Source organism: Neochlamydia sp. EPS4 (assembly GCF_000813665.1).
In the GTDB taxonomy this organism is placed as follows: Bacteria; Chlamydiota; Chlamydiia; order Chlamydiales; family Parachlamydiaceae; genus Neochlamydia.
Genome location: NZ_JSDQ01000047.1, coordinates 57471 through 81390, shown reverse-complemented (window position 1 = coordinate 81390; position 23920 = coordinate 57471). Strand labels below are relative to the sequence as shown.

Sequence of the window (23920 nt, the reverse complement as noted above, 5' to 3'; positions counted from 1 at the left end):
CAATTATCTGATTATTGTCTAAGTTAAGAGTTTGTAACTGTGATAGCTGCCCTATCTCTGCAGGTACAACAGCTAACTGGTTGTTGCTTAAGTCTAGGCCCGTCAGCTGAGAAAGCTGCCCTATCTCGGCAGGCAGGGCATTTAAGAGGTTGTTACTTAAGCCAAGAGCTCTCAGCTGAAAAAGCTGCCCTATCACTGCAGGTAGGGCAATTAACTGGTTGTTACTTAAGCCAAGCGTTTGCAGCCGAGAAAGCTGCCCGAGGGCTGCAGGAATAGCGGCTAGCTGGTTCCCCCCTAAGTTAAGCCATTCCAGGTGAGAAAGCTGCCCGATTTCAGGAAGAATGATGGTTAGATGGTTACCGTCTAAGCGTAGAGCTATCAGCTGGGAAAGCTGTCCAATTTCTGGGGGAATAACAGTTAGCTGATTGTTACTTAAGCCAAGCGCTTGAAGGTGAGAAAGCTGCCAGACCTCGGGTGGTAAATAAGTCAAGCCTAACCCGTCTAAGTTCAGGGTAGTGATATTTTCACCCTGCTCTTTTATCCACTGGGTTAACAGCTCTCCTTTCTTCTTTAAGGATAAAGCTTTTATTCGTGGTTGGTTGAGATAATTGTTTCCTTCCGGTAGCTTTTGCCAAATTAAGAGGCGGTTAATATTTAGTAGATAGGAGGAATAATTAGAGAGGGTAAAAGCTTTGTTTTCCTTAGTATTCCCTTCAAATTCTGTAGGAGAAAGAGAAGCAGCTAAGGTAAAAAGCTTTTGAAAGATGTATGGTACTTTTTCTTCAATAGAAAGAGTAGGCTCAATCTTGTAAATCTTATCTAAAATACCAGCTTGTGCTATGAAATCCCCGTTTCCCTCAGGAAAATGAACCTGCATAATAGCGTTGTAAAGCGGGGTCATGGAAATAGAGGCTGTGGAAGAAGGAGAAAGAGCTTGAATTTCTTTAGACGAGATAGTAGATGAAGAAGAAATAGAAGATTGAGGAATGCCTGCGGCAAGAGAGGAAGACTCTTGGTGAATTTGGCGCAGTTTTTCAACCACAAATTGCCTAACCTTTTTATTTTCTCCTAGTAATTTTTCTGTCCATTTATAGCTTACTTTTTCTTTCTCATTTAGCTCTTCACCCTCCTGGCTCATCAGTCCTTCGACTTGGTTCTCTAATATCTTCTTTAATATAGAGTTTTCTTGAATGGAAGGCTCTTCTAAAAGATTGAATAAAAGTTCGGTATAACGTTCTTTAGGAGAGTCTGTAGAGGAAAGGCTTTTCTCTTTACCTTTATCTCTACTCCCAATGGAAAGAGGAGGAACTTGCTGCGAAGATGAAGAAGCTTCGGAAGAGCGTTTAAGGCAAAATTCAAGATAGGCTTGAGCTTTTTCATGCGTAGGAGTTAATTGCAAAGCTTGCAGTAAAGCTTCTATAGCGCTTGCATGCTCTCCTTGTTCAGCAAGTTCTTTACCCCGTAAGAAATGTCCTACAGCTTCTTCACTAGGTTCATGCTTAAGCTCTTCTAATGGATGGGATTCAGCCGTTTCAGCCAGATGTCTGACTGTGTAGTTAGGTACATGCCTTTCAATAAGCGTTCTATCTAGGGGACAAAGTTTATTGCGTGCTAAGCATTGGATGACGGTATCTTCATTAAAGGTATGGCCACAAGGAAACAAAGTAACTGCCCGAGTCATCAACTCACCTGAGACCGCATCTTCTATATTCTCTGAGACTGTACTGCGGAAAGTTACCTGAGTGCTAGAAGTAGAAGATGAAGGGATCATAATAAACTCCTTAAAGTTTTAGGATAAGTGATTGCCTTAGATGCTGGTTCGACCTGCCTTTTAAGGTCTTGTCTTATCTTTTCGCCATTAACTTATTCCTTTCATCTTTATTGATCAATTTTTATTTTAATGGAAAAGAGAGAAAAGCTTTGTTCGCATTTTGTTGAAGCTATAGCCGCTGTTCTTACCGCTTATCAATTTTTATCTCATCTCTTTGGATTAGCCTCTCAACGTTTTTGCTCACAAATCTTTCATTTTATCGCCTGCATAACATGCTAAAAGGCTTAAGAGGAAAAGTTTTTGCTGATTATAAGTTACCTATCTGAAACCTTATCCCAAAGGCTAGGAAAGATGGATCCCCGTTTATTCCCAAAGTAAACAAGCGTACAAAAGATAGGATTACCTTCATATTACCATCTGAAGGGGATTACCATCAATTTTGAGCGATCTTAGCTTAGGAAGAGGAGGAATAACGGTTAGCTGGTTATAACTTAAGTCAAGCGATCGCAGCTGAGAGAGCTGCCCTACCTCTGCAGGAATAATGGTTAGCTGGTTATCTCCTAAGTGAAGCATTCGCAGATGAGAAAGCTGTCCTATCTCAGCAGGAAGAGCGGTTAGCTTGTTATCACTTAACCAAAGCCTTTGTAGCTGAGAAAGCTGCCCTATCTCAGCAGGAATAGCGGTTAGCTGGTTATTGCTTAAGTCAAGGGCTTGCAGCTGCGAGAGCTGCCCTATCTCAGCAGGAAGAGCGTTTAGCTTGTTGTCGCTTAACCAAAACTCTTGCAGATGAGAAAGCTGCCCTATCTGAACAGGAAGAGCGTTTAGCTGATTTTTTCTTAAGTCAAGCTCTTGTAGATGAGAAAGCTGCCCTATCTCTGCAGGAATAGCGGCTAGCTGGTTATAGCTTAACCAAAGCCTTTGTAGCTGCGAAAGCTGCCTTATCTCTGCAGGAATAGCCATTAGCTGGTTTTTGCGTAAGTCAAGCTCTTGCAGCCGAGACAGCTGCCCGATTTCCGCAGGAATAGCGGTTAGTTGGTTGCTGTTTAACCAAAGCTTATCCAGCTGAGAGAGATGCCCTATCTCTGCAGGAATAGCGGTTAGTTGGTTGCTGCTTAACCAAAGGTTATCCAACTGAGAAAGCTGCCCTATCTCGGCAGGAATAATAATTAGCTGGTTATTGCTTAACCTAAGCGTATGTAGATGAGAAAGCTGCCCTATCTCTGCAGGAATAATAGTTAGCTGGTTGAAGCTTAAGTAAAGCTTTTGCAGCTGAGAAAGCTGCCCTATCTCGGCAGGAATAATGGTCAGCTGGTTATAACTTAAGTCAAGCGATCGCAGCTGAGAAAGCTGTCCTATCTCTGCAGGAATAATGGTTAGCTGGTTATCTCCTAAGTGAAGCATTCGCAGATGAGAAAGCTGCCCTATCTCTGCAGGAATGATGGTTAACTGGTTAAAGCCTAAAGCAAGCCCTTGCAGCTTAGTAAGCTGCCCTATCTCTGCAGGAATAATGTTTAGCTGGTTATGGCCTAAGTTAAGCACTTCTAGCTTAGTAAGCTGCCCTATCTCAGCAGGAATAGCGGTTAGCTGGTTGTTATGTAACCAAAGAGATTGCAGCTGAGAAAGCTGACCTATGTTTGGAGGAAGAGTAGTTAACTGATTATTACTTAAGTTAAGCCATTCCAGTTGAGAAAGCTGCCAAATCTCTGGCGGTAAAATGGTCAAATCTAACTCATCATCTAAGTCTAGTTTGATAATGTTTTTACCTTGCTCTTCTATCCACTGCGTTAGCAGTTCTCCTTTTTTCTTTAAAGGTAAAGATTTAATATGCACTTGGTTTAAGTACTCTGTTCCTCCTGGTAACTTTTGCCAAAGTAAGAGGCGGTTAATATTGAGCAGATAGGAGGAATAATTAGAAAGGGTAATAGCCTTGCTTTCCTTAGTATTCCCCTCAAATTCTAAAGGAGAAAGAGAAGCGGCTAAGGTAAAAAGCTTTTGAAAGATGTAGGGTACTTTTTCTTCAATAGAAAGAGTAGGCTCAATTTCGTAAATCTTATCTAAAATATCAGCTTGTGCTATGGAATCCCCGTTTCTCTCAGGAAAATGAAACTGCATAATAGCGTTGTAAAGCGAGGCCATGGAAATAGGAGTAGTAGATGGAGGAGAAAGAGGCTGAATCCCTTTAGACGAGATAGTAGATGAAGAAGGAATAGAAGGTTGAGGAGGGACCGAGGCAAGACAGGAGGACTGCTGGTGGATTTGCCGCAGCTTTTCAACGACAAATTGCCTAACCTTTTTATTTTCTCCTAGTAATTTTTCTGTCCATTTATAGCTTACTTTTTCTTTCTCAGTCAGCTCTTCACGCTCCTCGCTCATCAGCCCTTCGACTTGATTCTTTAGTATCTTCTTTAATATAGAGTTTTCTTGAATGGAAGGCTCTTCTAACAGATTGAATAAAAGTTCGGTATAACGTTCTTTAGGAGAGTCTGTAGAAGAAAGGCTTTTCTCTTTACCTTTATCTCTACTCCCGATAGAAAGAGGAGGAACTTGCTGGAAAGATAAAGAAGCTTCTGAAGAGCGTTTAAGGCAAAATTCAAGGTAGGCTTGAGCTTTCTCATAGGTAGGAGTTAATTGCAAAGCTTGCAGTAAAGCTTCTATAGCAGTGGCATGTTCTCCTTTCTCAGCCAGTTCTTTACCTCGTAGGAAATGTCCTACAGCTTCTTCGCTAGGCTCATGCTTAAGCTCTTCTAATGGATGGGATTCAGCTGTTTCAGCCAAGTGCCTCACCGTGTAGTTGGGTGCATGCCTTTCAATGAACCTTCTATCTAGGGGACAAAGTTTGTTACGTGCTAAGCATTGGATCACGGTATCTTCGTTAAAGGTATGACCACAAGGAAACAAAGTAACCGCCCGAGTCATCAACTCTCCTGAAACAGCATCTTCTATATTCTCTGAAACTGTAGTGCGGAAAGTTACCTGAGTGCTAGAAGTAGAAGATGAAGGAATCATGATAAGCTCCTTAAAGTTTTAGGATAAGTGATTGCTTTAATTGCTGGTCCGACCTGCTTTTTAAGGTCTTTCCTTAACTTTTCGCCATTAACTTATTCTTTTCATCTTTATTGATCAATTTTTATTTTAAAGAAAAAAAAAAGAAAAGCTTTGTTAGCACTGTGTAGAAGCTATAGCCGCTGTCTTTGCCGCTTATCAATTTTTATCTCATCTCTTTGGATTAGCCTCCCAAAGTTTTTGCTCTCAAACCTTTCATTTCATAGCCTGCATAACCTGCTAAAAGGCTTAAAAGGGAAAATTTTTGCCAATTGTAGGCTACTTATCTGAAACCTTAGCCCAAAGGCTAAGAGAAATAGATTCCCGTTTATTCACCAAAGTAAATTAAAGAAATATACCAAAGACAAGCCTCTCTTCATAAAACCTTCTAAAGAAGATTACCCTCCATATTAAGCCTCCCTACCTTAGGAAGGTGAGGAATAATGGTTAGCTGATTGTAGCTTAAGTCAAGGTCGTGCAGCCGAGACAGCTGCCCTATCTCAGAAGGAAGAGCCGTTAGCTGGTTGAAGCTTAAGTAAAGCTTTTGCATTAGATTAACTTCTTAAAATGTTAGCTTTCAAAAATTTTTATAGACCGCACAACAAGCTAAAATCTTAATCTACAAGCTTAGATGAAAGGCTAGGGAGGTGGATTCCCGTCTATTCATCAAAGTAAAGGAACGCATAAAAAGCAAGCCACTCTTTATAACTCATTCTAACGAGAATTGCCATTCAATCTAATTTAATCCACGCCCCAGCCTCTCGAAGCCGCAAGATTTCTGAAGGAATGACAGTAAGCCGGTTGTAGCTTAAGTCAAGCTCTTGCAGCTGAGAAAGCTGCCCTATCTCGGCAGGAATAGCGGTGAGGTGGTTACCGTCTAATCTAAACATTTGCAGCTTAGTAAGCTGCCCAATAGATGTAGGAATAGCTGTTAGATGGTTATAGCTTAAGTTAAGCACTTCTAGCTTAGTAAGCTGCCCTATCTCAGCAGGAATAACAGTTAAATGGTTGTATCTTAAGACCAGGCAAGTTAGCTGAGAAAGGTGACCGATTTCTGGCGGTAAAAGCGTTAAGCCTAATCCTTCTAAGTTCAGGGTAGTGATATTTTTACCATACTCTTCTATCCACTGCGTTAACAACTCCCCTTTTTTCTTTAAAGGCAAAGCTTTAATCGGTGGTTGGTTTAAGAACCCTGTTCCTCCCGGTAGCATTTGCCAGAAGAAGAGACGGTTAATATTGAGCAGATAGGAGGAATAATTAGAAAGGTTGATAGCCTTACTTTCCGTAGTATTTCTTTCAACTTCTGTAGGAGAAAGAGAAGGGGCTAAGGCAAAAAGCCTTCGAAAGATGTAAAGTACTTTTTCTTCAATAGTATTTCTTTCAAATTCTGTAGGAGAAAGAGAAGCAGCTAAGGTAAAAAGCTTTTGAAAAATATAAGGGACTTTTTCTTCAATAGAAAGATTAGGCTTAATTTCATAAATCTTATCTAAAATGCCAGCTTGTGCTATGAAATCCCCATTCCCTTCAGGAAAATGAACCTGGAGAATTGTATTGTAAAGCGAAACCATGGAAATAGGAGTAGTAGATGGAGGAGAAAGAGGTTGAATTTCTTTAGACGAAATAGTAGATGAAGAAAGAATAGAAGGTTGAGGAGCAACTGGAGCAAGAGAGAAAGAGTCCGAGTGAATTTGCCGCAGCTTTTCAACGATAAATGGTCTAACCTTTTTATTTTCTCCTAATAATTTTTCGGTCCATTTATAGCTTATCTTTTCTTTCTCATTTAGCTCTTCGCCCTCCTGGCTCATCAACTCTTCGACTTGATTCTCTAATATCTTCTTTAATATAGAGTTTTCTTGAATGGAAGGCTCTTCTAAAGGATTGAATAAAAGTTCAGTATAGCCTTCTTTAGAAGACTCTGTAGAGGTTAGGCTTTTTTCTTGGCCTTCATTTGTACCATGAAAAGAAGGCGGAAAAGGAGGGAGGGGTTGCGAAGATAAAGAAGTCTCGGAAGAGCGTTTAAGGCAAAATTCAAGATAGGCTTGGGCTTTTTCATAGGTAGGAGTTAATTGCAAAGCTTGCAGTAAAGCCTCTATAGCAGTGGCATGCTCTCCTTTCTCAGCAAGTTCTTTACCTCGTAAGTAATGCCCTACAGCTTCCTCGCTAGGCTCATGCTTAAGCTCTTCTAAAGGATGAGATTCAGCTGTTTCGGCTAGGTGCCTCACCGTGTAGTTGGGTGCATGCCTTTCAATAAGCCTTCTATCTAGGGGGCAAAGTTTATTACGTGCTAAACATTGGATGACGGTATCTTCGTTAAAGGTATGACCACAAGGAAATAAAGTAACAGCCCGAGTCATCAGCTCACCTGAAACCGCATCTTCTATATTCTCTGAGACTGTAGTGCGGAAAGTTAACTGGGTGCTAGAAGTAGAAGATGAAGGGATCATAATAAGCTCCTTAAACTTTTATGGTAAGAGATTGCCATATCTTAGGAAAGCCTGGAATACTGGTTAGCGGCGGGTTATATCTTAAGTCAAGCTCTTGCAACTGAGAAAGCTGCCCTATCTCAGCAGGAAGAGCGGCTAGATAGTTGTTACTTAGGCCAAGCACTTGAAGATGAGAAAGCTGCCCAATGGCTGCAGGAATAGCCGTTAACTGGTTGGAGCTTAAGTCAAGCTGTTGCAGTGGCGATAACTGCCCTATCTCAGCAGGAACAGCGGCTAGATGGTTGTTACTTAGGCCAAGCACTTGAAGATGAGAAAGCTGCCCAATGGCTGCAGGAATAGCCGTTAACTGGTTGGAGCTTAAGTCAAGCTGTTGCAGTTGCGATAACTGTCCTATCTCTACAGGCAGAGCAGTTAAGTGGTTGTCTTTTAAGAGAAGCATTTGCAGATAAGAAAGCCGCCCTATCTCAACAGGAATAGTCGTTAGCCAGTTGCCATTTAACGAAAGCTCCTGCAGTTGAGAAAGCTGCCCTATTTCTACTGGAAGAGCGTTTAGCTGGTTGAAATTTAAGACAAGCCTGTGCAGCTGAGAAAGCTGCCCAATAGATGTAGGAATAGCGGTTAGCTGATTGCTGTCTAACCTAAGTTCGTATAGCTGAGATAGATACCTTATCTCTGCAGGAATAACTGTTAGCTGGTTATTACTTAAGATTAAGCCAACCGCTCGCGGATGAGAAAGCTGCCAGATCTCTGGCGGTAAAAAGGTCAAGCCTAATTTATCTAAGGCCAGAATGACAATGTATTTAGCATTCTCTTCCATCCAATGTGTTAATAGTTCTCCTTTTTTCTTTAAAGGTAAAGCTTTTATCTGGGGCTGGTTGAGATAGTCGGTTCCCCCTAGTAGCTTATGCCAAAGTAAGAGGCGGTTAATATTTAGTAGAAAGGAGGAATAATTAGAGAGGGTAAAAGCTTTGCTTTCCTGAGTATTCCCTTCAAATTCTGTAGGAGAAAGAGAAGCAGCTAAGGTAAAAAGCTTTTGAAAAATATAAGGGACTTTTTCTTCAATAGAAAGGTTAGGCTTAATTTCATAAATCTTATCTAAAATGCCAGCTTGTGCTATGAAATCCCAATTCCCTTTAGGAAAATGAACCTGGAGGATTGCATTGTAAAGCGAGGTCATGAAAATAGGAGATGGATGAGCAAGAGCTTGAATCTCTTTAGACGAGATAGTAGATGAAGAAGAAATAGAAGGTTGAGGAGCGCCTGGGACAAGACAGGAGGACTGCTGGTGGAGTTGCCGCAGTTTTTCAACCACAAATTGCCTAACCTTTTTATTTTCTCCTAGTAATTTTTCTGTCCATTTATAGCTTACTTTTTCTTTCTCATTTAGCTCTTCGCCCTCCTGGCTCATCAATTCTTCAACTTGATTTTCTAGTATTTTCTTTAATATAGAGTTTTCTTGAATGGAAGACTCTTCTAACAGATTGAATAAAAGTTCAGTATAGCCTTCTTTAGGAGAGTCTGTAGAAGATAGGCTTTTCTCTTTACCTTTATTTTTATTATGAAAAGAAGGCGGAAGAGGAGGGAGTGGCTGCGAAGATAAAGAAGTTTCGGAAGAGCGTTTAAGGCAAAATTCAAGATAGGCTTGGGCTTTTTCATAGGTAGGAGTTAATTGCAAAGCTTGCAGTAAAGCTTCTATAGCAGTTGCATGCTCTCCTTGTTCAGCAAGTTCTTTACCCCGTAAGAAATGTCCTATAGCTTCTTCGCTAAGCTCATGCTTAAGTTCTTCTAATGGATGGGAATCAGCTGTTTCAGCTAGGTGCCTCACCGTGTAGTTAGGTGCATGCCTTTCAATAAGCCTTCTATCTAGAGGACAAAGCTTATTGCGCGCTAAGCATTGGATGACGGTATCTTCGTTGAAGGTATGGCCACAAGGAAACAAAGTAACTGCCCGAGTCATCAGCTCTCCTGAGACCGCATCTTCTATATTCTCTGAGACTGTACTGTGGAAAGTTACTTGGGTGCTAGAAGTAGAAGATGAAGGGATCATAATAAGCTCCTTAAAGTTTTATGATAAGCGATTGCCTTAAATAAGGCTAGGGAAGGTAGATTTACCTTTATTCACCAACGTAAAGAAGTGCAAAAAAGACAGATCTGCCTTCATAATACCATCTAAATGAGATTACTCTCAATATTAAGCATTCTTACCTTAGGAAGGTGTGGAACAACGGTTAGCTGGTTGCGGATTAAGTCAAGCCAATCTAGCTGAGAAAGCTGCCCGATTTCCGCAGGAATAGAGGTTAGCTGGTTGTTATGTAAGCTAAGCATTTGTAGCTGAGAAAGCTGCCCTATCTCAGCAGGAATAACGGTTAGCTGGTTGCAACCTAATTCAAGCCTTTGTAGCTTAGAAAGCTGCCCAATGGCTGCAGGAATAGCCGTTAACTGGTTGGAGCTTAAGTCAAGCCAATTTAGCTCAGAAAGCTGCCCTATCTCAGCAGGAATAGCGGTTAGCTGGTTGCTATCTAAACAAAGCCTTTGTAGCTGAGAAAGCTGCCCTATCTCGGCAGGAATAGCGGTTAGACGGTTGAAGCTTAAGTCAAGCTTTTGCAGCCTAGAGAGCTGACCTATCTCGGCAGCAATATTTGCTATCTGGTGGTAGCGTAAGTCAAGCTTTTGCAGCCTAGAGAGCTGGCCTATCTCGGCAGGAATAGCAGCTAGTTGATTGAGATTGAGGGTTAAGTAGAGCTCTCTCAGCTCAAAAAGCTGCCAGAGCTCTCCAGGCAGAGCTGTTAGCTGGTTGCAACATAAGTCAAGCGTTTGTAGATGAGAAAGCTGCCCTATTTCTGGAGGAAGAGTAGTTAGTTGATCATTGCTTATGGAAAGGCAGGATAGCCGAGAAAGTTGCCAGATCTCGGGCGGTAAAAAGGTCAGGCCTACCTCTACCTCATCTAAGTTCAGTTTGATAATGTTTTTGCCATGCTTTTCTATCCACTGCTTTAGCAGTTCTCCTTTTTTCTTTAAAGGTAAAGCTTTTATCTTTGGCTGGTTGAGATAATCGGTTCCTCCAGGTAGATTTTGCCAAAGTAAGAGGCGGTTAATATTTAGTAGATAGGAAGAATAATTAGAAAGGGTCAAGGCCTTGCTTTCCTTAGCATTTTCTTTAAATTCTGTAGGAGAAAGAGAAGCAGCTAAGGTAAAAAGTTTTTGAAAAATATAAGGAACTTTTTCTTCAGCAGAAAGAGTAGGCTTAATTCCATAAATCCTATCTAAAATGCCAGCTTGTGCTATGGAATCCCCGCTTCCCTCAGGAAAATGAACTTGGACGATTGCCTTGTAAAGCGAAACCATGGAAATAGGGGTAGTAGATGAAGTAGAAATAGAAGGTTGAGGAGCGACCGAGGCTAGACAAGAGGGCTGCTGGTGGATTTGCCGCAGTTTTTCAACGACAAACTGCCTAACCTTTTTGTTTTCTCCTAATAATTTCTCCGTCCATTTATAGCTTATCTTTTCTTTCTCATTTAGCTCTTCACCCTCTTGGCTCATCAACTCTTCGACTTGATTCTCTAATATCTTCTTTAATATAGAGTTTTCTTGAATGGAAGGCTCTTCTAACAGATTGAATAAGAGTTCAGTATAGCGTTCTTTAGGAGAGTTTATAGAAGAAAGGCTTTTCTCTTTACCTTTATCTCTACTCCCAGTAAAAAGAGGAGGAAGTTGCTGGGAAGATAAAGAAGCTTTGGAAGAGCTCTTAAGGCAAAATTCAAGGTAGGCTTGAGCTTTTTCATATGCAGGAGCCAATTGCAAAGCTTGGAGTAAAGCTTCTATAGCAGTTGCATGCTCTCCTTGTTCAGCAAGTTCTTTACCTCGTAGGAAATGTCCTACAGCTTCTTGGCTAGGTTCAGGCTTAAGTTCTTCTAATGGATGAGATTCAGCTGTTTCAGCCAAGTGCCTCACCGTGTAGTTGGGTGCATACCTTTCAATAAGCCTTCTATCTAGAGGACAAAGCTTATTGCGCGCTAAGCATTGGATCACGGTATCTTCGTTAAAGGTATGGCCACAAGGAAATAAAGTAACTGCCCGAGTCATCAGCTCTCCTGAAACCGCATCTTCTATATTCTCTGAAACTGTACTGCGGAAAGTTACCTGGGTGCTAGAAGTAGAAGATGAAGGAATCATAATAAGCTCCTTAAAATTTTATGATAAGAGATTACCTTAAAAGCTGGTCCGACCTGCTTTTTAAGGTCTTGCCCTAACTTTTCGCCATTAACTTATTCTTTTCATCTTTATTGATCAATTTTTATTTTAAAGAAAAAAGAGAGAATCTTTGCTGGCATTTGGTAGAAGCTATAGCAGCTGTTATTACCTCTTATCCATTTTTATCCTATCTCTTTGGATTAGCCTCTCAAAGTTTTTGCTCTCAAACCTTTCATTTCATAGCCTGAATAACCTGCTAAAAGGCTTAAAAGGGAAAATTTTTGCCAATTGTAGGCTACCTATCTGAAACCTTGGCCCAAAGGCTAGGAAAGATGGATTTCCTTTATTCACCAAAGTAAACAAGCGTACAAAAGATTGGATTGACTTCATAATGCCATCTAAAGGGGATTACCATCAATCTTGAGTAATCTTAGCTTAGGAAGATGAGGAATAAAGATTAGCCGGTTGTTGCTTAAGTCAAGCGTTTGTAGCTGAGAAAGCTGTCCTATCTCTGCAAGAATAGCCGTTAGCTGATTATTACTTAAGTCAAGAGTTTTTAGCTGCGATAGCTGCCATATCTCTATAGGCAGAGCGGTTAGCTGATTATTACTTAAGTCAAGCTCTTGTAGCCTAGTAAGCTGCCCTACCTCTGCAGGAATAGCGGTTAACTGGTTGGAGCTTAAGTCAAGCCAATCCAGCTCAGAAAGCCGCCCTATCTCTGCAGGAATAGCGGTTAGATGGTTGTTATGTAAGGAAAGCGCTCTCAGCTGAGAAAGCCGCCCTATCTCTGCAGGAACAGCGGTTAATTGGTTGCTATCCAACCTAAACGTTTGCAGCCGAGAAAGCTGCCCTATCTCTGCTGGAATAGCGGTTAGATGGTTGTTATGTAATAAAAGTTTTCTCAGCTGAGAAAGCTGCCCAATGGCTGCAGGAACAGCGGTTAGCAGGTTGCTATCTAACCTAAACGTTTGCAGCCGAGAAAGCTGCCCGATTTCCGCAGGAAGAGCAGTTAACTGGTTGTTATGTAAACAAAGCATTTGCAGCTGAGGAAGCTGCCCAATAGATGTAGAAATAGCCGTTAGCTGGTTGCGATCTAAGGCAAGGCTTTGCAGCTGAGGAAGCTGCCCAATAGATGTAGGAATAGCCGTTAACTGGTTGCGGTCTAATGCAAGGGTTTGCAGCTGAGAAAGCTGTCCCATTTCCGCAGGGATGGTGGTTAGCCAGTTGTTGCTTAATAAAAGCAGTTGTAGCTGAGAAAGCTGCCCTACCTCTGCAGGAATATTGGTGAGTTGGTTGTTTGTTAAGTCAAGCGTTTGCAGTTGAGAAAGCTGCCCTACCTCTATAGGAATAGTGGTGAGTTGGTTGTTGCTTAACCAAAGCTCTCTCAGCTGAGAAAGCTGCCCAATGGCTGCAGGAAGAGTGGTTAGCAGGTTGCTATCTAGCCTAAACATTTGCAGCTGAGAAAGATGCCCTACCTCTGCAGGAATAGCAGTTAACTGGTTGAAGTTTAAGTAAAGCGTTTGCAGCTGAGAAAGGTGTCCAATTGATGTAGGAATAGCCCTTAACTGGTTGGAGTCTAAGAGGAGACATCTCAGCTTAGAAAGATGCCACAGTTCGGGAGGAATAACAGTTAGCTGGTTGTTACTTAAGCCAAGCGCTTGAAGTTGAGAAAGCTGCCCTATCTCTGGCGGTAAATAAGTCAAGCCTACATTATCTAAGTCCAGAATGGTAATGTTTTTACCCATCTCTTCTATCCACCGCGTTAGCAGCTCTCCTTTTTTCTTTAAAGATAAAGCTTTTATTTGTGGTTGGTTGAGATAATCGTTTCCTCCCGGTAGCTTTTGCCAAATTAAGAGGCGGTTAATATTGAGCAGATAGGAGGAATAATTAGAGAGGGTAAAAGATTGGCTTCCCCTAGTATTCCCTTCAAATTCTGTAGGAGAAAGAGAAGCAGCTAAGGTAAAAAGCTTTTGAAAAATATAAGGGACTTTTTCTTCAATAGAAAGATTAGGTTTAATTTCGTAAATTTTATCTAAAATACCAGCTTGTGCTATGAAATCCCTTTTTCCCGCAGGAAAATGAACCTGGAGAATTGCATTGTAAAGCGAAACCATGGAAATAGGAGTAGTAGATGGAGGAGCAAGAGCTTGAATCTCTTTAGACGAGATAGTAGATGAAGAAGAAATAGAAGGTTGAGGAGCGACCGAGGCAAGGCAAAGGGACTGATGGTGGATTTGCCGCAGTTTTTCAACCACAAACTGCCTAACCTTTTTATTTTCTCCTAGTAATTTTTCTGTCCATTTATAGTTTACTTTTTCTTTCTCATTTAGCTCTTCACCCTCTTGGCTCATCAGCCTTTCGACTTGATTCTCTAATATCTTCTTTAATATAGAGTTTTCTTGAATGGAAGGCTCTTCTAACAGATTGAATAAGAGTTTAGTGTAGCCTTCTTTAGGAGAGTCTGTAGAAGAAAGGCTTTTTTCTTTGCCTTTTTCTGATAAAGAAGGGGAGAGCGGCTGTGAAGATGAAGAAGCTTCTGAGGAGCGTTTAAGGCAAAATTCAAGATAAGCTTGGGCCTTTTCATAACTAGGAGTTAATTGCAAAGCTTGCAGTAAAGCTTCTATAGCAGTTGCATGATCTCCTTTCTCAGCAAGTTCTTTACCTCGTAAGAAATGTCCTACAGCTTCTTCACTAGGCTCATGCTTAGGTTCTTCTAATGGATGAGATCCAGCTGTTTCGGCTAGGTACCTCACCGTGTAGTTAGGCGCATGTCTTTCAATAAGCCTTCTATCTAGAGGGCAAAGCTTATTGCGCGCTAAGCACTCGATGACGGTATCTTCGTTAAAGGTATGACCACAAGGAAACAAAGTAACTGCCCGAGTCATCAGCTTACCTGAGACCGCATCTTCTATCTTCTCTGAAAGTGTTGTGCGGAAAGTTATCTGGGTGCTAGAAGTTGAAGATGAAGGGATCATAATAACCTCCTAAAAGTTTTAGGATAAGTGATTGCCTTAAATGCTGGTGTAACCTGCTTTTTAAGATCTTATCTTACTTTATTGCCCTTAACATATTCTTTTTATCTTTATTGATCAATTTTTATTTTAAGAGAAAAAAAATATTCGTACTGGGTAGAAGCTATAGCCGCTGTTCATACCGCTTATTTTTTTTATACTTTCTATAAAGAAAGACATGGAGAAAAATTTCTTAGAACGTAAGATATAAATCTATCTTGAAAAAAAACTTCTTGTTTCTCAGTAAGAGAAAAGAAAGGTGTTCTTGGATGACCATGGAAATTTAAGCGAAATAAGGCAAAGATTTAATGCAAAGAGAAATTTTACGCTTTTTAGAATGCCTAAAATATTTTAAAAAGCTTTAAGATTTAAAGAGAAATTTTTATAAGACAGAATACCTGGCAACATTGTATACGCTATAATGGGATTATCGATCGGCGTCTTTTAGAAAGAACGCCAGCAATTTTTTAGTCCCCTGTATGCCTGGCTTATTTGCAAGCCTCTATTCTTAAAGATAGCTTATAAAGCCTTTAGTTTGGTTACCAAATTCACAATTATATTAATTGCACGATCTATTTCTTCTTGAGTGACATACCGGCTTAAAGAAAAGCGAATCGACTCTCTTACTCTTTTTAAAGGAATCCCCATGTTAAGAAGAATACGTGAAGGCTCCATGGCTCCTGAGGAACAGGCAGACCCATGGCTAGCAGCTATTCCTGCCATATCTAAAGCTGCTAACAATGTTTCTCCATCTATCCCGTCAAAACTTAAGTTGACTGTATTGCAAACTCTGTCCCCCTCTCCATTAATGTGCACTGCCTCGCCTAAATGCTTTTTTAAAGACTCTTCGAAATAGACCCTTAATTTTAGCATCTTTTCAGAAGCTTCCGGTAAAGTTTGGGCCAGTATTTGTATGGCTGCAGCCATTCCAGCAATATCGGCCAGATTTTCAGTCCCTCCGCGGCGGTTATATTCTTGCAGTCCTCCGTGCAATAAGGGAAGTAATTTTTGAGAAAATTTTAGATAAATAAATCCACAGCCTTTAGGAGCATGAATTTTATGTCCACTGAAAGACATTGCTGACACACCTGCAGGAATTTCTAATGGCTCTTTACCAAGCAAAGCTACCCCGTCTACAAAAAAAGGAACATTTGCCTCTTCTGCTATCTTGGCAATAGCTTTGATATCTGTTTTTACTCCTGTTTCATTACTTGCTCCTATTAAAGCAATCAATCGGGTATGGGGGCGAATAGCAGCAGCTACATCTTTTGGCAGAACAGCTCCATGCAAACCTGCCGCGAGAGATGTAACCTCAATTCCTTGATGCTGCAATAAATCCATCACGCTATGCACACAGGCATGTTCAACGTTAGAGGTCACTATATGCCCTTGAGTTAACGCACCTAGGATACCGCGAATGGCCATATTTGCACCTTCTGTACCTCCAGAAGTAAAAATAATCTCTTGAGGACGTACTTTAAGATAGCTAGCAATAGCCTGGCGTGCTTGAATTAAAACCTGGCGGGCTTCACGGCCAAAGGAATGAGGACTAGAAGGATTTCCCGGATAGGTGCGTAAGACTTCGGTCATTACCTGGATGACGTAAGGATCCACATAAGTGCTGGCGTTGTTATCTAAATAAATTCTATTCACGAGTTTCATCAATTTTAATAATTACTAAAGTAATATTATCATGCCCACCTTTTGCATTAGCTTTGGCAACTAGAATGTGGGCAGCGGCCTCAATATTTTGAATGCTGTTGAGCACGGATTCAATTTCTTTTGTGCTCAGCATATCGGTAAGGCCATCTGAACACATCAGGTAAATGTCATTTTTAGCTACATCGCTAATATGCACAGAAGGCTCCACCGATTTTTCTGTGCCTACCGCTTTAGTGATAATGTTTTTATAGATAAATTTATCTTTACTTCGTTCATTCACTTGACCTAAGTCCACTAATTCCCTTAGCAAAGAATGATCTTTAGTTAATTGTCGAAGACGAGCGTTATGTAAACGATAAATTCTACTGTCCCCTACGTGAGCATAAATAATACCCTGAGGATGGCAGAGTAAGCAGCATAGGGTGGTTCCCATTCCCCGCCACTCCTTTTCAGCTTTGCTCAGCTCATAGACAGTATGATTGGCATGTTCGATAGATAGCTGAATAAGGCCATGAGCTTCATCAATTGAGAGCGAAGGGCCTGCGATAGCAAGTGTTTGCTGCAAGTGCTCACAAAGAGCCTTAGCTGCCTCACGAGCAGCTACTTCCCCTGCACGATGCCCCCCCATTCCATCTGTTAAAACCACAAAGTCCAACTCATGCACATGCGTCCAAAAATCTTCATTATTTGAGCGTACAAGGCCTTTGTCTGAGATACCGTAAACAGAGACCTTATAATACTTTAGGTTCATAAACATAGAATTTTTGAGGAAAGGACTTACTAATCAGGTGCAGTTTAATGAAGGAATCATAATCCATTACAGAATTTTTTACTAGATGGGAGTAGAGAGAAAGAAAACAAGCCAAATTTGTGAGTCTTACCCTCTATCAAAATTGATTAGGCGCTTGATAGAGGGTAAGTTTTTTAACGAGTTAGTAGCTAACTTTTATTGGGGTCGGTTACCCTTCCCATAAAGAGAATAGTATCTGTCTTTTTCTCATAAATCATATAAATAAAAGGATGGTCTACTTGAAAGATCACAGGAGCTTTCGGCTCCAAAATTGAAGTAACATTCATGCTAATAGAGGTGGCAGCAGCAGCTTCGCTACCATTTTCATCCATGGATAGATAGACTTTATGTAAAACATTTCCAATCTTTAACCCTTTAAATTCAGTTATCTTTGAAAAATTAGCTTGCTCACTAAAAGGCGTGTGCATTCCCATCTTTTCTAAGATATCTTTTAGATTGCTAGATTGGAGAACTTTAAATTTAGGAATCGTTATAAGGACCTTAGTATTTTCTAAATTTTTTCTCCATTCCTCTAGCTTTCTTGCCGTTAACCCTTTTTCTACTTCCCTCAAGGCCTCTTTTTGATGAGGTAAAATAATCATCATAGAAAATTCAGGACCTTCTTTTCGCGAAAGAATGTAAGGAAGTTCCACAACGGCTGCTTCCGGGGTATCTAAATAAGGAAGATAAGCTGTTTGAGTCATGGATAAAGCTGTCTGAACGACCCCATCCTCTGTAAAGAAAGGTTGTTGAGTAGTTAAATGGGGATCAAAGGGGTTTTTCCATTTTGCTTTCAAATAGAGAGCACTCACTAGGACCATGCGGGTTGATGAATCTATGGCTTGGGAATGCAAAATGTCAATGATCTTGCCAAAGGTATGATGCTTAACCCAAGCATTAATGGTAGCCCGTGCAGTTTCAGGTTGTCCTTTAAAGTCGATGACTCTAAATGTGCCATTAAAATATTTTTTCATGCCTTCTTTGTAAGAAGGCAGTAACGGGAAATTGGTTTGAATCCACAAAGAATTGGCTACTCTGACGCGTATTTCATCAGAAGCACTGCTCGGATAAAAAGTAAAGAAATGGTTTAGCTCTGCTAAACCTTTTCCCAATTTATCAATAGAAGGAGGATAATGAAAAGCAGTAGAGATTTCTTTATGGGTATTTTCAGCAGCACCGGTATAAGCCATTGCAAAAGAAGAAAAAATACTGTAGGGGGAAAAGCAAAGGTTATTCGTGGGGGGCAGCTGATTGTACATATCTATAGCAAACGCATTCGCCCCTTGAGAGACTAAAAGCCTTTCATTCAGCTCATCCTGAGAGGCTTTTTCTTCCTCCGATTGTATAGGTAGGGAGAATAGACTTATCCATCCTAATACCACTAATTTAAACCAAGTTTTTGTAAAGATGTGCTTCATTAAACCCCTCTTTTTGTATAAAAAATTAGCATAATATTAACCGCATTGAAAATAGCATGTAAGCTAACAGATGCCCAAATCGATTGCTGCCGCTCGTAAATGAATCCTAGAAAGCAAGACAAGACAAAAAGCGAAGCAATTAATTCAACATTTCCCCAGCCCTGCAGAGAAGAAAAATGGAGGAGGGCAAAGATTAAAGAAGTCAATCCAATCGCTTGCTTGGAGGTCATATATTTCTTTAATCCATTCTGTAAAAAACCTCTAAAAAGCAATTCTTCGATGATAGGGACGATAAATATAATGCATACACTTAAAGTTATTAGCAGAGGTAGAGAAGAGGTTGCCATCCTAATCTGCTGCACAGCTACTTGCTCAATTTCAACATTTTGGTAGGTGAGCATTAACAAAAGAGCAATAAATTGACCTGTTGCGATGACTAAAGGATAACTTAACACCCCACTTAGGCAAGCAATAAAAAAATCTTGTAGTTTATAAAGGCTGCCCTTTAAAGCACATGCTCCTAGAATTATCTCTTGGTTTCCTTTAGATAAAGAAAAGTAATAGACACCTATTCCTATGCCTGTTACAAAAATAGCGTAGATGGTGTACCACCCTTGTATTTCTGGAGTAAGAGATGAAGGAGAAAAGGGCTCTTCGTGAGGATAAAAAAAAGCCCATAACTTAAAAGAGGCGGGAACGAGTAGGATTTGCAAAAGAAAAAAAATAGCAAAAGGGCAACTCCATAACTTTACATCTAACGCTTGCTTGGATTCAGGCAATCTTCTACTGGAGCTAAAATAATCATTTTTCCAGGCCACTAGCAAAAATATTATAAATATAAAGCTTGCGCTAGTGAAAATCTGTAACCGCTCAATCATCAATGTTTGCATGTTTTCCATTGCTTAAACTTAAGTTTATAAATTAAAAAGAGTAAGGCTTGCTGGATCCTCGCTCTCTCCTTTTTCATCTACAGAACGTGTAAGGCTATATTTTCTAAGCGTATGACAAGATCTCTAACTAAACGCTCGCTCAATTTTTTGAAGTAATACTTTTCTTTATCACTGTCCCAAGCTGTAGGAGGGAGCAAAAGCTGCTCTGTCATGATCTCTTGTAGGACCACTGTCGGTTGCTCTCCACGTAGATCAATCATACGCACCTTTAGCTTCATAGTTAATAGATTTTTATTATGCAGATGAGGGGGCATGCATTTCACTTCTACCTCTCCATACCTATCTTTTCGATATTCTACAAGTTCGGTAGCTACTATTACATCAGCTCCCCCAAAATTCTTCACAAAAGAAAAATCGGGATTAAAAAAGGAAACTTTTTTTATCTTTTCTAATTGTCTTTCAACGCACTCTTGGGGATAAAGATATAAGCTTCCCCTTTCTCTTAATTGATGACGCGTTTGCTTTATAAGATAATCGACACTAGAGGATCTTTCCGTAGCATCCATGGTAGGCAATAATACCACGCGCGGTTTGGCTTTACCATCGTCATGCATGGGATAAAAATCTCCATAACGTGAAGCACAAGAAATAGTAAGTAAACAGATTATTAAAGATAATATAATTTTATTCATTAATTCCACCTCAAATAGTACATAAAAACCTGTTATTAATAAGGAAAGGGTTTTATAGTGTTTAATTTTATCAAAAAGATTATTATCTTTCTACAAAAATTTTGACATCAAAACGCTAGCAGCCAAGCATGAGAAGAATAAATAAAGGAATATATTTTTCCCACCTCATTCTCTAGAATGAAGCAAGGTAAAAAGATAATGACCTTATACGTTACAAGAAAAAAGGTGTTAGAAAGATAGCTTACTTGGAAGGCATACTATCGTTTAACTTTAAGAAGAATTTAATTAAAAAGAGTGCCGGAGATTATCTCAAGGCATAAACATTATCCTTAAGGCTGCTACATTCCTGTCCTGACCTGGTTCGAACTATTTCATTCCACAAGGTCCCCGGCAGCTATAAGAATAGCTTATTCCTCGTTATTTATAAATGCTTTTTTTTCAAAAAGTTGAAAATCTTTTTCTAAATGAGAGAGAGTTTTTCTTAAAGCATGTTCAGCATCTAGACCCTGTTTTTGAGCTACTCCTACCAAGAAAAGAAGATGCTTACCTAATTCATTTTCATTATGGATACAAGCAAGATCGCCAGCCGGTAAATCTTTTAAATATCCGAAATTTTTTATTTTTTTAAGAACTTTTTGAGCGCGTGATAAAGCAGGCAAACACTTAGAAATGCCATCCAGGACACTTTTGCGCATATCTTTACCTTTTTCACGCTTTTTTATTTCTTCCCACTGATGGGAAAGCTCTTGAGAAGTATTTATCTTTTTTCCTTCGCCAAAAACATGCGGGTGGCGTCGAACTAATTTCTCATTAAGCTCGTTAAGCACGGCACCAAAAGTAAAACGCTTCTCTTTTTCTGCTATCTTGCACAGAAAAACAGCATTAAAAAAAAGATCCCCTAGCTCTTCTTGAATATGGCTATTGTGGCCTAAATCTATCGCTTCAATGACTTCACAGCTTTCTTCTAAAAGCGAAGATCTTAGCGAATGTAGCGTTTGTGCTTGATCCCAAGGGCATCCTTCAGGCGCTAACAAACGCTCAATAATTTCTATCAGTTGATTAAATTCTTGCATAGCCACTTTAAGTTTAGAGGATTAAATAAATAATCGAGGATTACAGGTTTATGGAGGCCTTATTAAGGAATTTTATCTTTTATCCTGTGGCTCTTCTCTGCTAAAAACAGCTTAAAAGCCAGCCATTCATTAGACAAGATAGGCCAAAACATAGGTAAACATTCCTTTAGCTACCCCATAAATAAAATTCCACCTTTAGGTTTATAGCCTTAATAGGTTTATAGCCTTAATAGGTCTCTTCATTTATAAACTAAGGTGATGTAAAAAAACTAGAATAATCCTTCCGCAAGTGATAGGGTAGGAGGTTAAAATTTTAGATAAGGTTATATGGAAAAACAATGCACCGCCACCGCTTATATTTTTGATAATGAAAAAGTCTTACTCATTTTTCATCGAAAATTAAGTAAATGGTTACCGCCTGGAGGGCATATGTATCCTCACGAAACTCCCCCTATGGCAGCCAAACGAGAGGCTAAAGAAGAAACGGGTCTTGAAGTTGAGATTATTCTTCAAGAAAATATATGGATTGAGCGGTGGAATGCGCATAGTTTTGAACGTCCCTATCTATGCTTGTTAGAAGAAATTCCCCCTTTCGGAGATCAACCTGCCCATCAACATGTTGATTTTATTTATATTACCCGCCCCATCGGTGGCGAGATCAAAGAAAATCCTTGCGAGACTAATGGGATACGCTGGTTTACCCTAGAAGAGATAGAAGCTTTAAACCCTGACGGAGAGATTTTTGTGGAAACCCAGCAAACACTTCGCCATCTTTTCTTAAGAGGCTTTTAAAAAATGTGGCCCCTAAGGAAGTATACAAAAAAAGTAATACGCTTCCGAGCAACCCTTTATATAATCCTATTTCATTCTTATTACCAGCTCGCTTCAACAGGAAGTCCTAGCAAAACTCACCCTTAAAAAGCATAAAAAAATTTATCAAGAGAAGGTAAAGATATCCAAAGAAGGATTCATTCATACTAGCCAGCCCCTCTATTGGTCGCCCTAGACCTTTCAACGACATGCATAAAGTTCATATTTTGTACTCTCTGTCCCGCATATAAAGATAAATTCCTGGAGCTAAGCATGAGTTTTATTGCAAAAATCAGTGCTAAGGGTGCTTTATTAAGGTGAGAAAGCTAGCAAGCTGGTAGAAGTAAACCTTAAGGGAACTTAAAATCTATAGAGATAGGGCTTTAAGATGGCAAGCTTAAAAAGCTAGAGACCTAGTCCTCACTAAGAAAGAGTGATAGGCTTCTAGCTGTGTATCAGTTCTCATGCTTTTTAGCTAAGCTTATCCATGGATTTCTTCTTTTAAAAATCCACCAAAAACAGGCTAACAGCCATTGGCCAATTTTAACAAAAGGGGCCGCTAAAAACTTGACAAGCTTTGTGACTGATGATTCTTGCTTAACTTCAGCCATTTTCCCTTTATCCTTTACCTTTTGAGCTGTGTCTAATTTTGCTTCTACACTTTCTTCAGGAGCAGCTCTTAAGGGGGAAGCTTGAACAGATGGCCTTGCTCCTGCTCTACCCTTTTGAGAAGTTATGTCAGGTGCTGTAAAAGCCTCTTTTAACGCTCCTTTCTCTCCTTTAATAGTGCCAGGGGCAGAAGGAGGAATGTTAGAGGTAGCTGGCTGAATCCCCTCTTTACCTTTTTTTTCTGTTAGTTGCATGCGTTCAAGCAGAGATAAAGGGCCTCTGCCAAAGTTTTTAGCTGTCTTTTGCTCTCCTTCATTTTTTTTAGGTGGGTTTAATTTTTCAAACTCCTCTAAGCTTGCAGCTAATGCTTCTGCTAGGGCTTTTTCTTCATCATAGCTTGCAGGGGTAAGATGATTTTCTTCCCGGGTAGGTGCCCTTTCCACACTTGGCTCTTCTCTAGCCCTTTCTTCTTCGGCATCCATTGCTGCTATTACAGCTAATAAGTCTGCTAGGTCTTTTTCTTCCTTTTGATGAATGCCATCTTGCAAGGGAGGAGTAGCTTGTCCTTCGTGTATGTTAGAAGGAGGGAGTAGACTTTGAATAGACAGTTGATGTCGCTCGCCATATAATCGATCATACTCTCTTTCTTTATCAGCAATCTCTTCCTCAAGCGCTAGAATTTTATAGGCATTTTCATTCAAAGTTTTTTTCACCTCTGAGGCTAGCAGTTGATTGCCTGCAGGCAAATCACTTAGCATTTCAATATTATGAATATTGGCTTGATGAAGGTAGGAAATGTTTTCAGGCTCGAAAATCCCCCAGTCCACCCCGGCGAGAAATTCGCGCATGCTAGCTTGCTCTGCTGCGGAAAGGTTTTTTTTATTGAGATCATTGAGGGTACGCAAGATTTTAATTATATGCGCTTGATGCTGCCCAAGAAGAGGATTCTCCTCTTTTAAAATGAATGCATCAAGTTTCTCAATCAAAGGCGATAAGTAGATAAAGGAAGGGCCTTCTATATCCTCAAGAATTGCTTGATTAGCTTTTAATAGGGCAAAACGCTCATTTTTGCTTTGAGCTATTTTCTCTTGTAGCCATTGCTTTTCATAAGCGGGGCTTTTTTTAAAGGCTTTTTCTTCCCCGCTGATAAAAGCTTCCCGCTCGGAATGATTGATTTTACCAAATAATTTTTCTAATCGCTTAGTTGTCTCATGATTTTTATCATCTATTTTAGAAGCTAGATAAGCGACGGCCTGCTCAACTTTTGTCTCTCTATCTGAGCAATTTTTATCGAATAAGCGCTGTATAGCCTCTCGTAAGCGCCCTTCAGGGGTAAGCGTCTTATCAATTTTAAGGCGATTAAAGATTGCAATAGCATTCCTTAGCTTTGCTCGCCCTCCATTAGGCCGAGTATCTTTATAAAAGCTATATAAAAGCTCTCTTCCCTTTTCCGCCCCTTTGTCTACATTAAAGCTCATCAAGCCCCTCCTAAAATTATCTATGAATTAATCTAATGA

General features: G+C 40.1%; 14 protein-coding genes, 1 other RNA gene and 1 pseudogene. 1 reads left to right on the top strand and 15 read right to left on the bottom strand.

The features are described from left to right. The 14 genes and pseudogenes from DB42_RS10390 to DB42_RS04465 form a co-directional block, all read right to left on the bottom strand. Positions 1 to 1771 (bottom strand): annotated as a pseudogene (locus DB42_RS10390) (leucine-rich repeat domain-containing protein); the annotation flags it as partial. 405 nt (positions 1772 to 2176) lie between these two features. Next, entirely contained in the window at positions 2177 to 4777 is a 2601-nt protein-coding gene (locus DB42_RS10385; protein WP_052435984.1) for a leucine-rich repeat domain-containing protein, read from the bottom strand. 424 nt (positions 4778 to 5201) lie between these two features. Then, a complete protein-coding gene (locus DB42_RS10860) occupies positions 5202 to 5363 on the bottom strand; it encodes a leucine-rich repeat domain-containing protein (protein ID WP_080502735.1) in 162 nt (53 codons plus the stop codon). Positions 5364 to 5544: 181 nt separating this feature from the next. Continuing rightward, the gene (locus DB42_RS11535; protein WP_052435983.1) at positions 5545 to 7257 is read right to left on the bottom strand and encodes a leucine-rich repeat domain-containing protein; all 1713 of its coding nucleotides are present in this window, start codon (positions 7255 to 7257) and stop codon (positions 5545 to 5547) included. 10 nt (positions 7258 to 7267) lie between these two features. Then, on the bottom strand, positions 7268 to 9304 hold the full coding sequence (locus tag DB42_RS11530; RefSeq protein WP_052435982.1) for a leucine-rich repeat domain-containing protein: 2037 nt from the start codon (positions 9302 to 9304) through the stop codon (positions 7268 to 7270). 122 nt (positions 9305 to 9426) lie between these two features. After that, positions 9427 to 11430 carry a leucine-rich repeat domain-containing protein gene (locus DB42_RS10370; RefSeq protein ID WP_052435981.1) on the bottom strand — a complete coding sequence of 668 codons (2004 nt, stop codon included), beginning with the start codon at positions 11428 to 11430 and terminating at the stop codon, positions 9427 to 9429. A gap of 416 nt (positions 11431 to 11846) precedes the next feature. After that, entirely contained in the window at positions 11847 to 14423 is a 2577-nt protein-coding gene (locus DB42_RS10365) for a leucine-rich repeat domain-containing protein (protein WP_052435980.1), read from the bottom strand. Positions 14424 to 14978: 555 nt separating this feature from the next. Further along, positions 14979 to 16121 (bottom strand): cysteine desulfurase family protein, encoded by a 1143-nt coding sequence (locus DB42_RS04490; protein WP_044881927.1) that lies wholly within the window; start codon positions 16119 to 16121, stop codon positions 14979 to 14981. Next, a complete protein-coding gene (locus tag DB42_RS04485; protein WP_238578991.1) occupies positions 16105 to 16872 on the bottom strand; it encodes a Stp1/IreP family PP2C-type Ser/Thr phosphatase in 768 nt (255 codons plus the stop codon). Before DB42_RS04485 ends, DB42_RS04490 begins: the two co-directional genes overlap by 17 nt. Before the next feature lie 188 nt (positions 16873 to 17060). Further along, positions 17061 to 18329 (bottom strand): serpin family protein, encoded by a 1269-nt coding sequence (locus DB42_RS04480; RefSeq protein WP_044881920.1) that lies wholly within the window; start codon positions 18327 to 18329, stop codon positions 17061 to 17063. Beyond that, complete coding sequence (locus tag DB42_RS10360; protein WP_052435979.1) at positions 18329 to 19219, bottom strand: CPBP family intramembrane glutamic endopeptidase; 891 nt, start codon at positions 19217 to 19219, stop codon at positions 18329 to 18331. Before DB42_RS10360 ends, DB42_RS04480 begins: the two co-directional genes overlap by 1 nt. A 77-nt stretch (positions 19220 to 19296) precedes the next feature. Beyond that, on the bottom strand, positions 19297 to 19911 hold the full coding sequence (locus tag DB42_RS04470) for a hypothetical protein (protein ID WP_044881919.1): 615 nt from the start codon (positions 19909 to 19911) through the stop codon (positions 19297 to 19299). Positions 19912 to 20204: 293 nt separating this feature from the next. Continuing rightward, an RNA gene (gene ffs / locus DB42_RS10855) (signal recognition particle sRNA small type) lies at positions 20205 to 20303 on the bottom strand. A gap of 15 nt (positions 20304 to 20318) precedes the next feature. Further along, a complete protein-coding gene (locus DB42_RS04465; protein ID WP_044881918.1) occupies positions 20319 to 20984 on the bottom strand; it encodes a MazG family protein in 666 nt (221 codons plus the stop codon). Between the two features lie 327 nt (positions 20985 to 21311). Between DB42_RS04465 and DB42_RS04460 the strand changes: the two genes are divergently transcribed. Further along, positions 21312 to 21776, top strand: a complete 465-nt coding sequence (locus DB42_RS04460; RefSeq protein ID WP_042240158.1) for an NUDIX hydrolase — start codon at positions 21312 to 21314, stop codon at positions 21774 to 21776. Positions 21777 to 22249: 473 nt separating this feature from the next. On the opposite strand, the gene DB42_RS04455 is transcribed toward DB42_RS04460, so the two are convergent. Further along, positions 22250 to 23881, bottom strand: a complete 1632-nt coding sequence (locus DB42_RS04455; RefSeq protein ID WP_044881917.1) for a hypothetical protein — start codon at positions 23879 to 23881, stop codon at positions 22250 to 22252. Positions 23882 to 23920: the final 39 nt, after the last annotated feature.

What these genes read in the sequence shown, in the direction of transcription:
- DB42_RS10385 (WP_052435984.1), bottom strand. Translation starts at nt 4,777, where the DNA reads ATGATTCCTTCATCTTCTACTTCTAGCACTCAGGTAACTTTCCGCACT.
- DB42_RS10860 (WP_080502735.1), bottom strand. Translation starts at nt 5,363, where the DNA reads ATGCAAAAGCTTTACTTAAGCTTCAACCAGCTAACGGCTCTTCCTTCT.
- DB42_RS11535 (WP_052435983.1), bottom strand. Translation starts at nt 7,257, where the DNA reads ATGATCCCTTCATCTTCTACTTCTAGCACCCAGTTAACTTTCCGCACT.
- DB42_RS11530 (WP_052435982.1), bottom strand. Translation starts at nt 9,304, where the DNA reads ATGATCCCTTCATCTTCTACTTCTAGCACCCAAGTAACTTTCCACAGT.
- DB42_RS10370 (WP_052435981.1), bottom strand. Translation starts at nt 11,430, where the DNA reads ATGATTCCTTCATCTTCTACTTCTAGCACCCAGGTAACTTTCCGCAGT.
- DB42_RS10365 (WP_052435980.1), bottom strand. Translation starts at nt 14,423, where the DNA reads ATGATCCCTTCATCTTCAACTTCTAGCACCCAGATAACTTTCCGCACA.
- DB42_RS04490 (WP_044881927.1), bottom strand. Translation starts at nt 16,121, where the DNA reads ATGAAACTCGTGAATAGAATTTATTTAGATAACAACGCCAGCACTTAT.
- DB42_RS04485 (WP_238578991.1), bottom strand. Translation starts at nt 16,872, where the DNA reads ATGAACCTAAAGTATTATAAGGTCTCTGTTTACGGTATCTCAGACAAA.
- DB42_RS04480 (WP_044881920.1), bottom strand. Translation starts at nt 18,329, where the DNA reads ATGAAGCACATCTTTACAAAAACTTGGTTTAAATTAGTGGTATTAGGA.
- DB42_RS10360 (WP_052435979.1), bottom strand. Translation starts at nt 19,219, where the DNA reads ATGCAAACATTGATGATTGAGCGGTTACAGATTTTCACTAGCGCAAGC.
- DB42_RS04470 (WP_044881919.1), bottom strand. Translation starts at nt 19,911, where the DNA reads ATGAATAAAATTATATTATCTTTAATAATCTGTTTACTTACTATTTCT.
- DB42_RS04465 (WP_044881918.1), bottom strand. Translation starts at nt 20,984, where the DNA reads ATGCAAGAATTTAATCAACTGATAGAAATTATTGAGCGTTTGTTAGCG.
- DB42_RS04460 (WP_042240158.1), top strand. Translation starts at nt 21,312, where the DNA reads ATGGAAAAACAATGCACCGCCACCGCTTATATTTTTGATAATGAAAAA.
- DB42_RS04455 (WP_044881917.1), bottom strand. Translation starts at nt 23,881, where the DNA reads ATGAGCTTTAATGTAGACAAAGGGGCGGAAAAGGGAAGAGAGCTTTTA.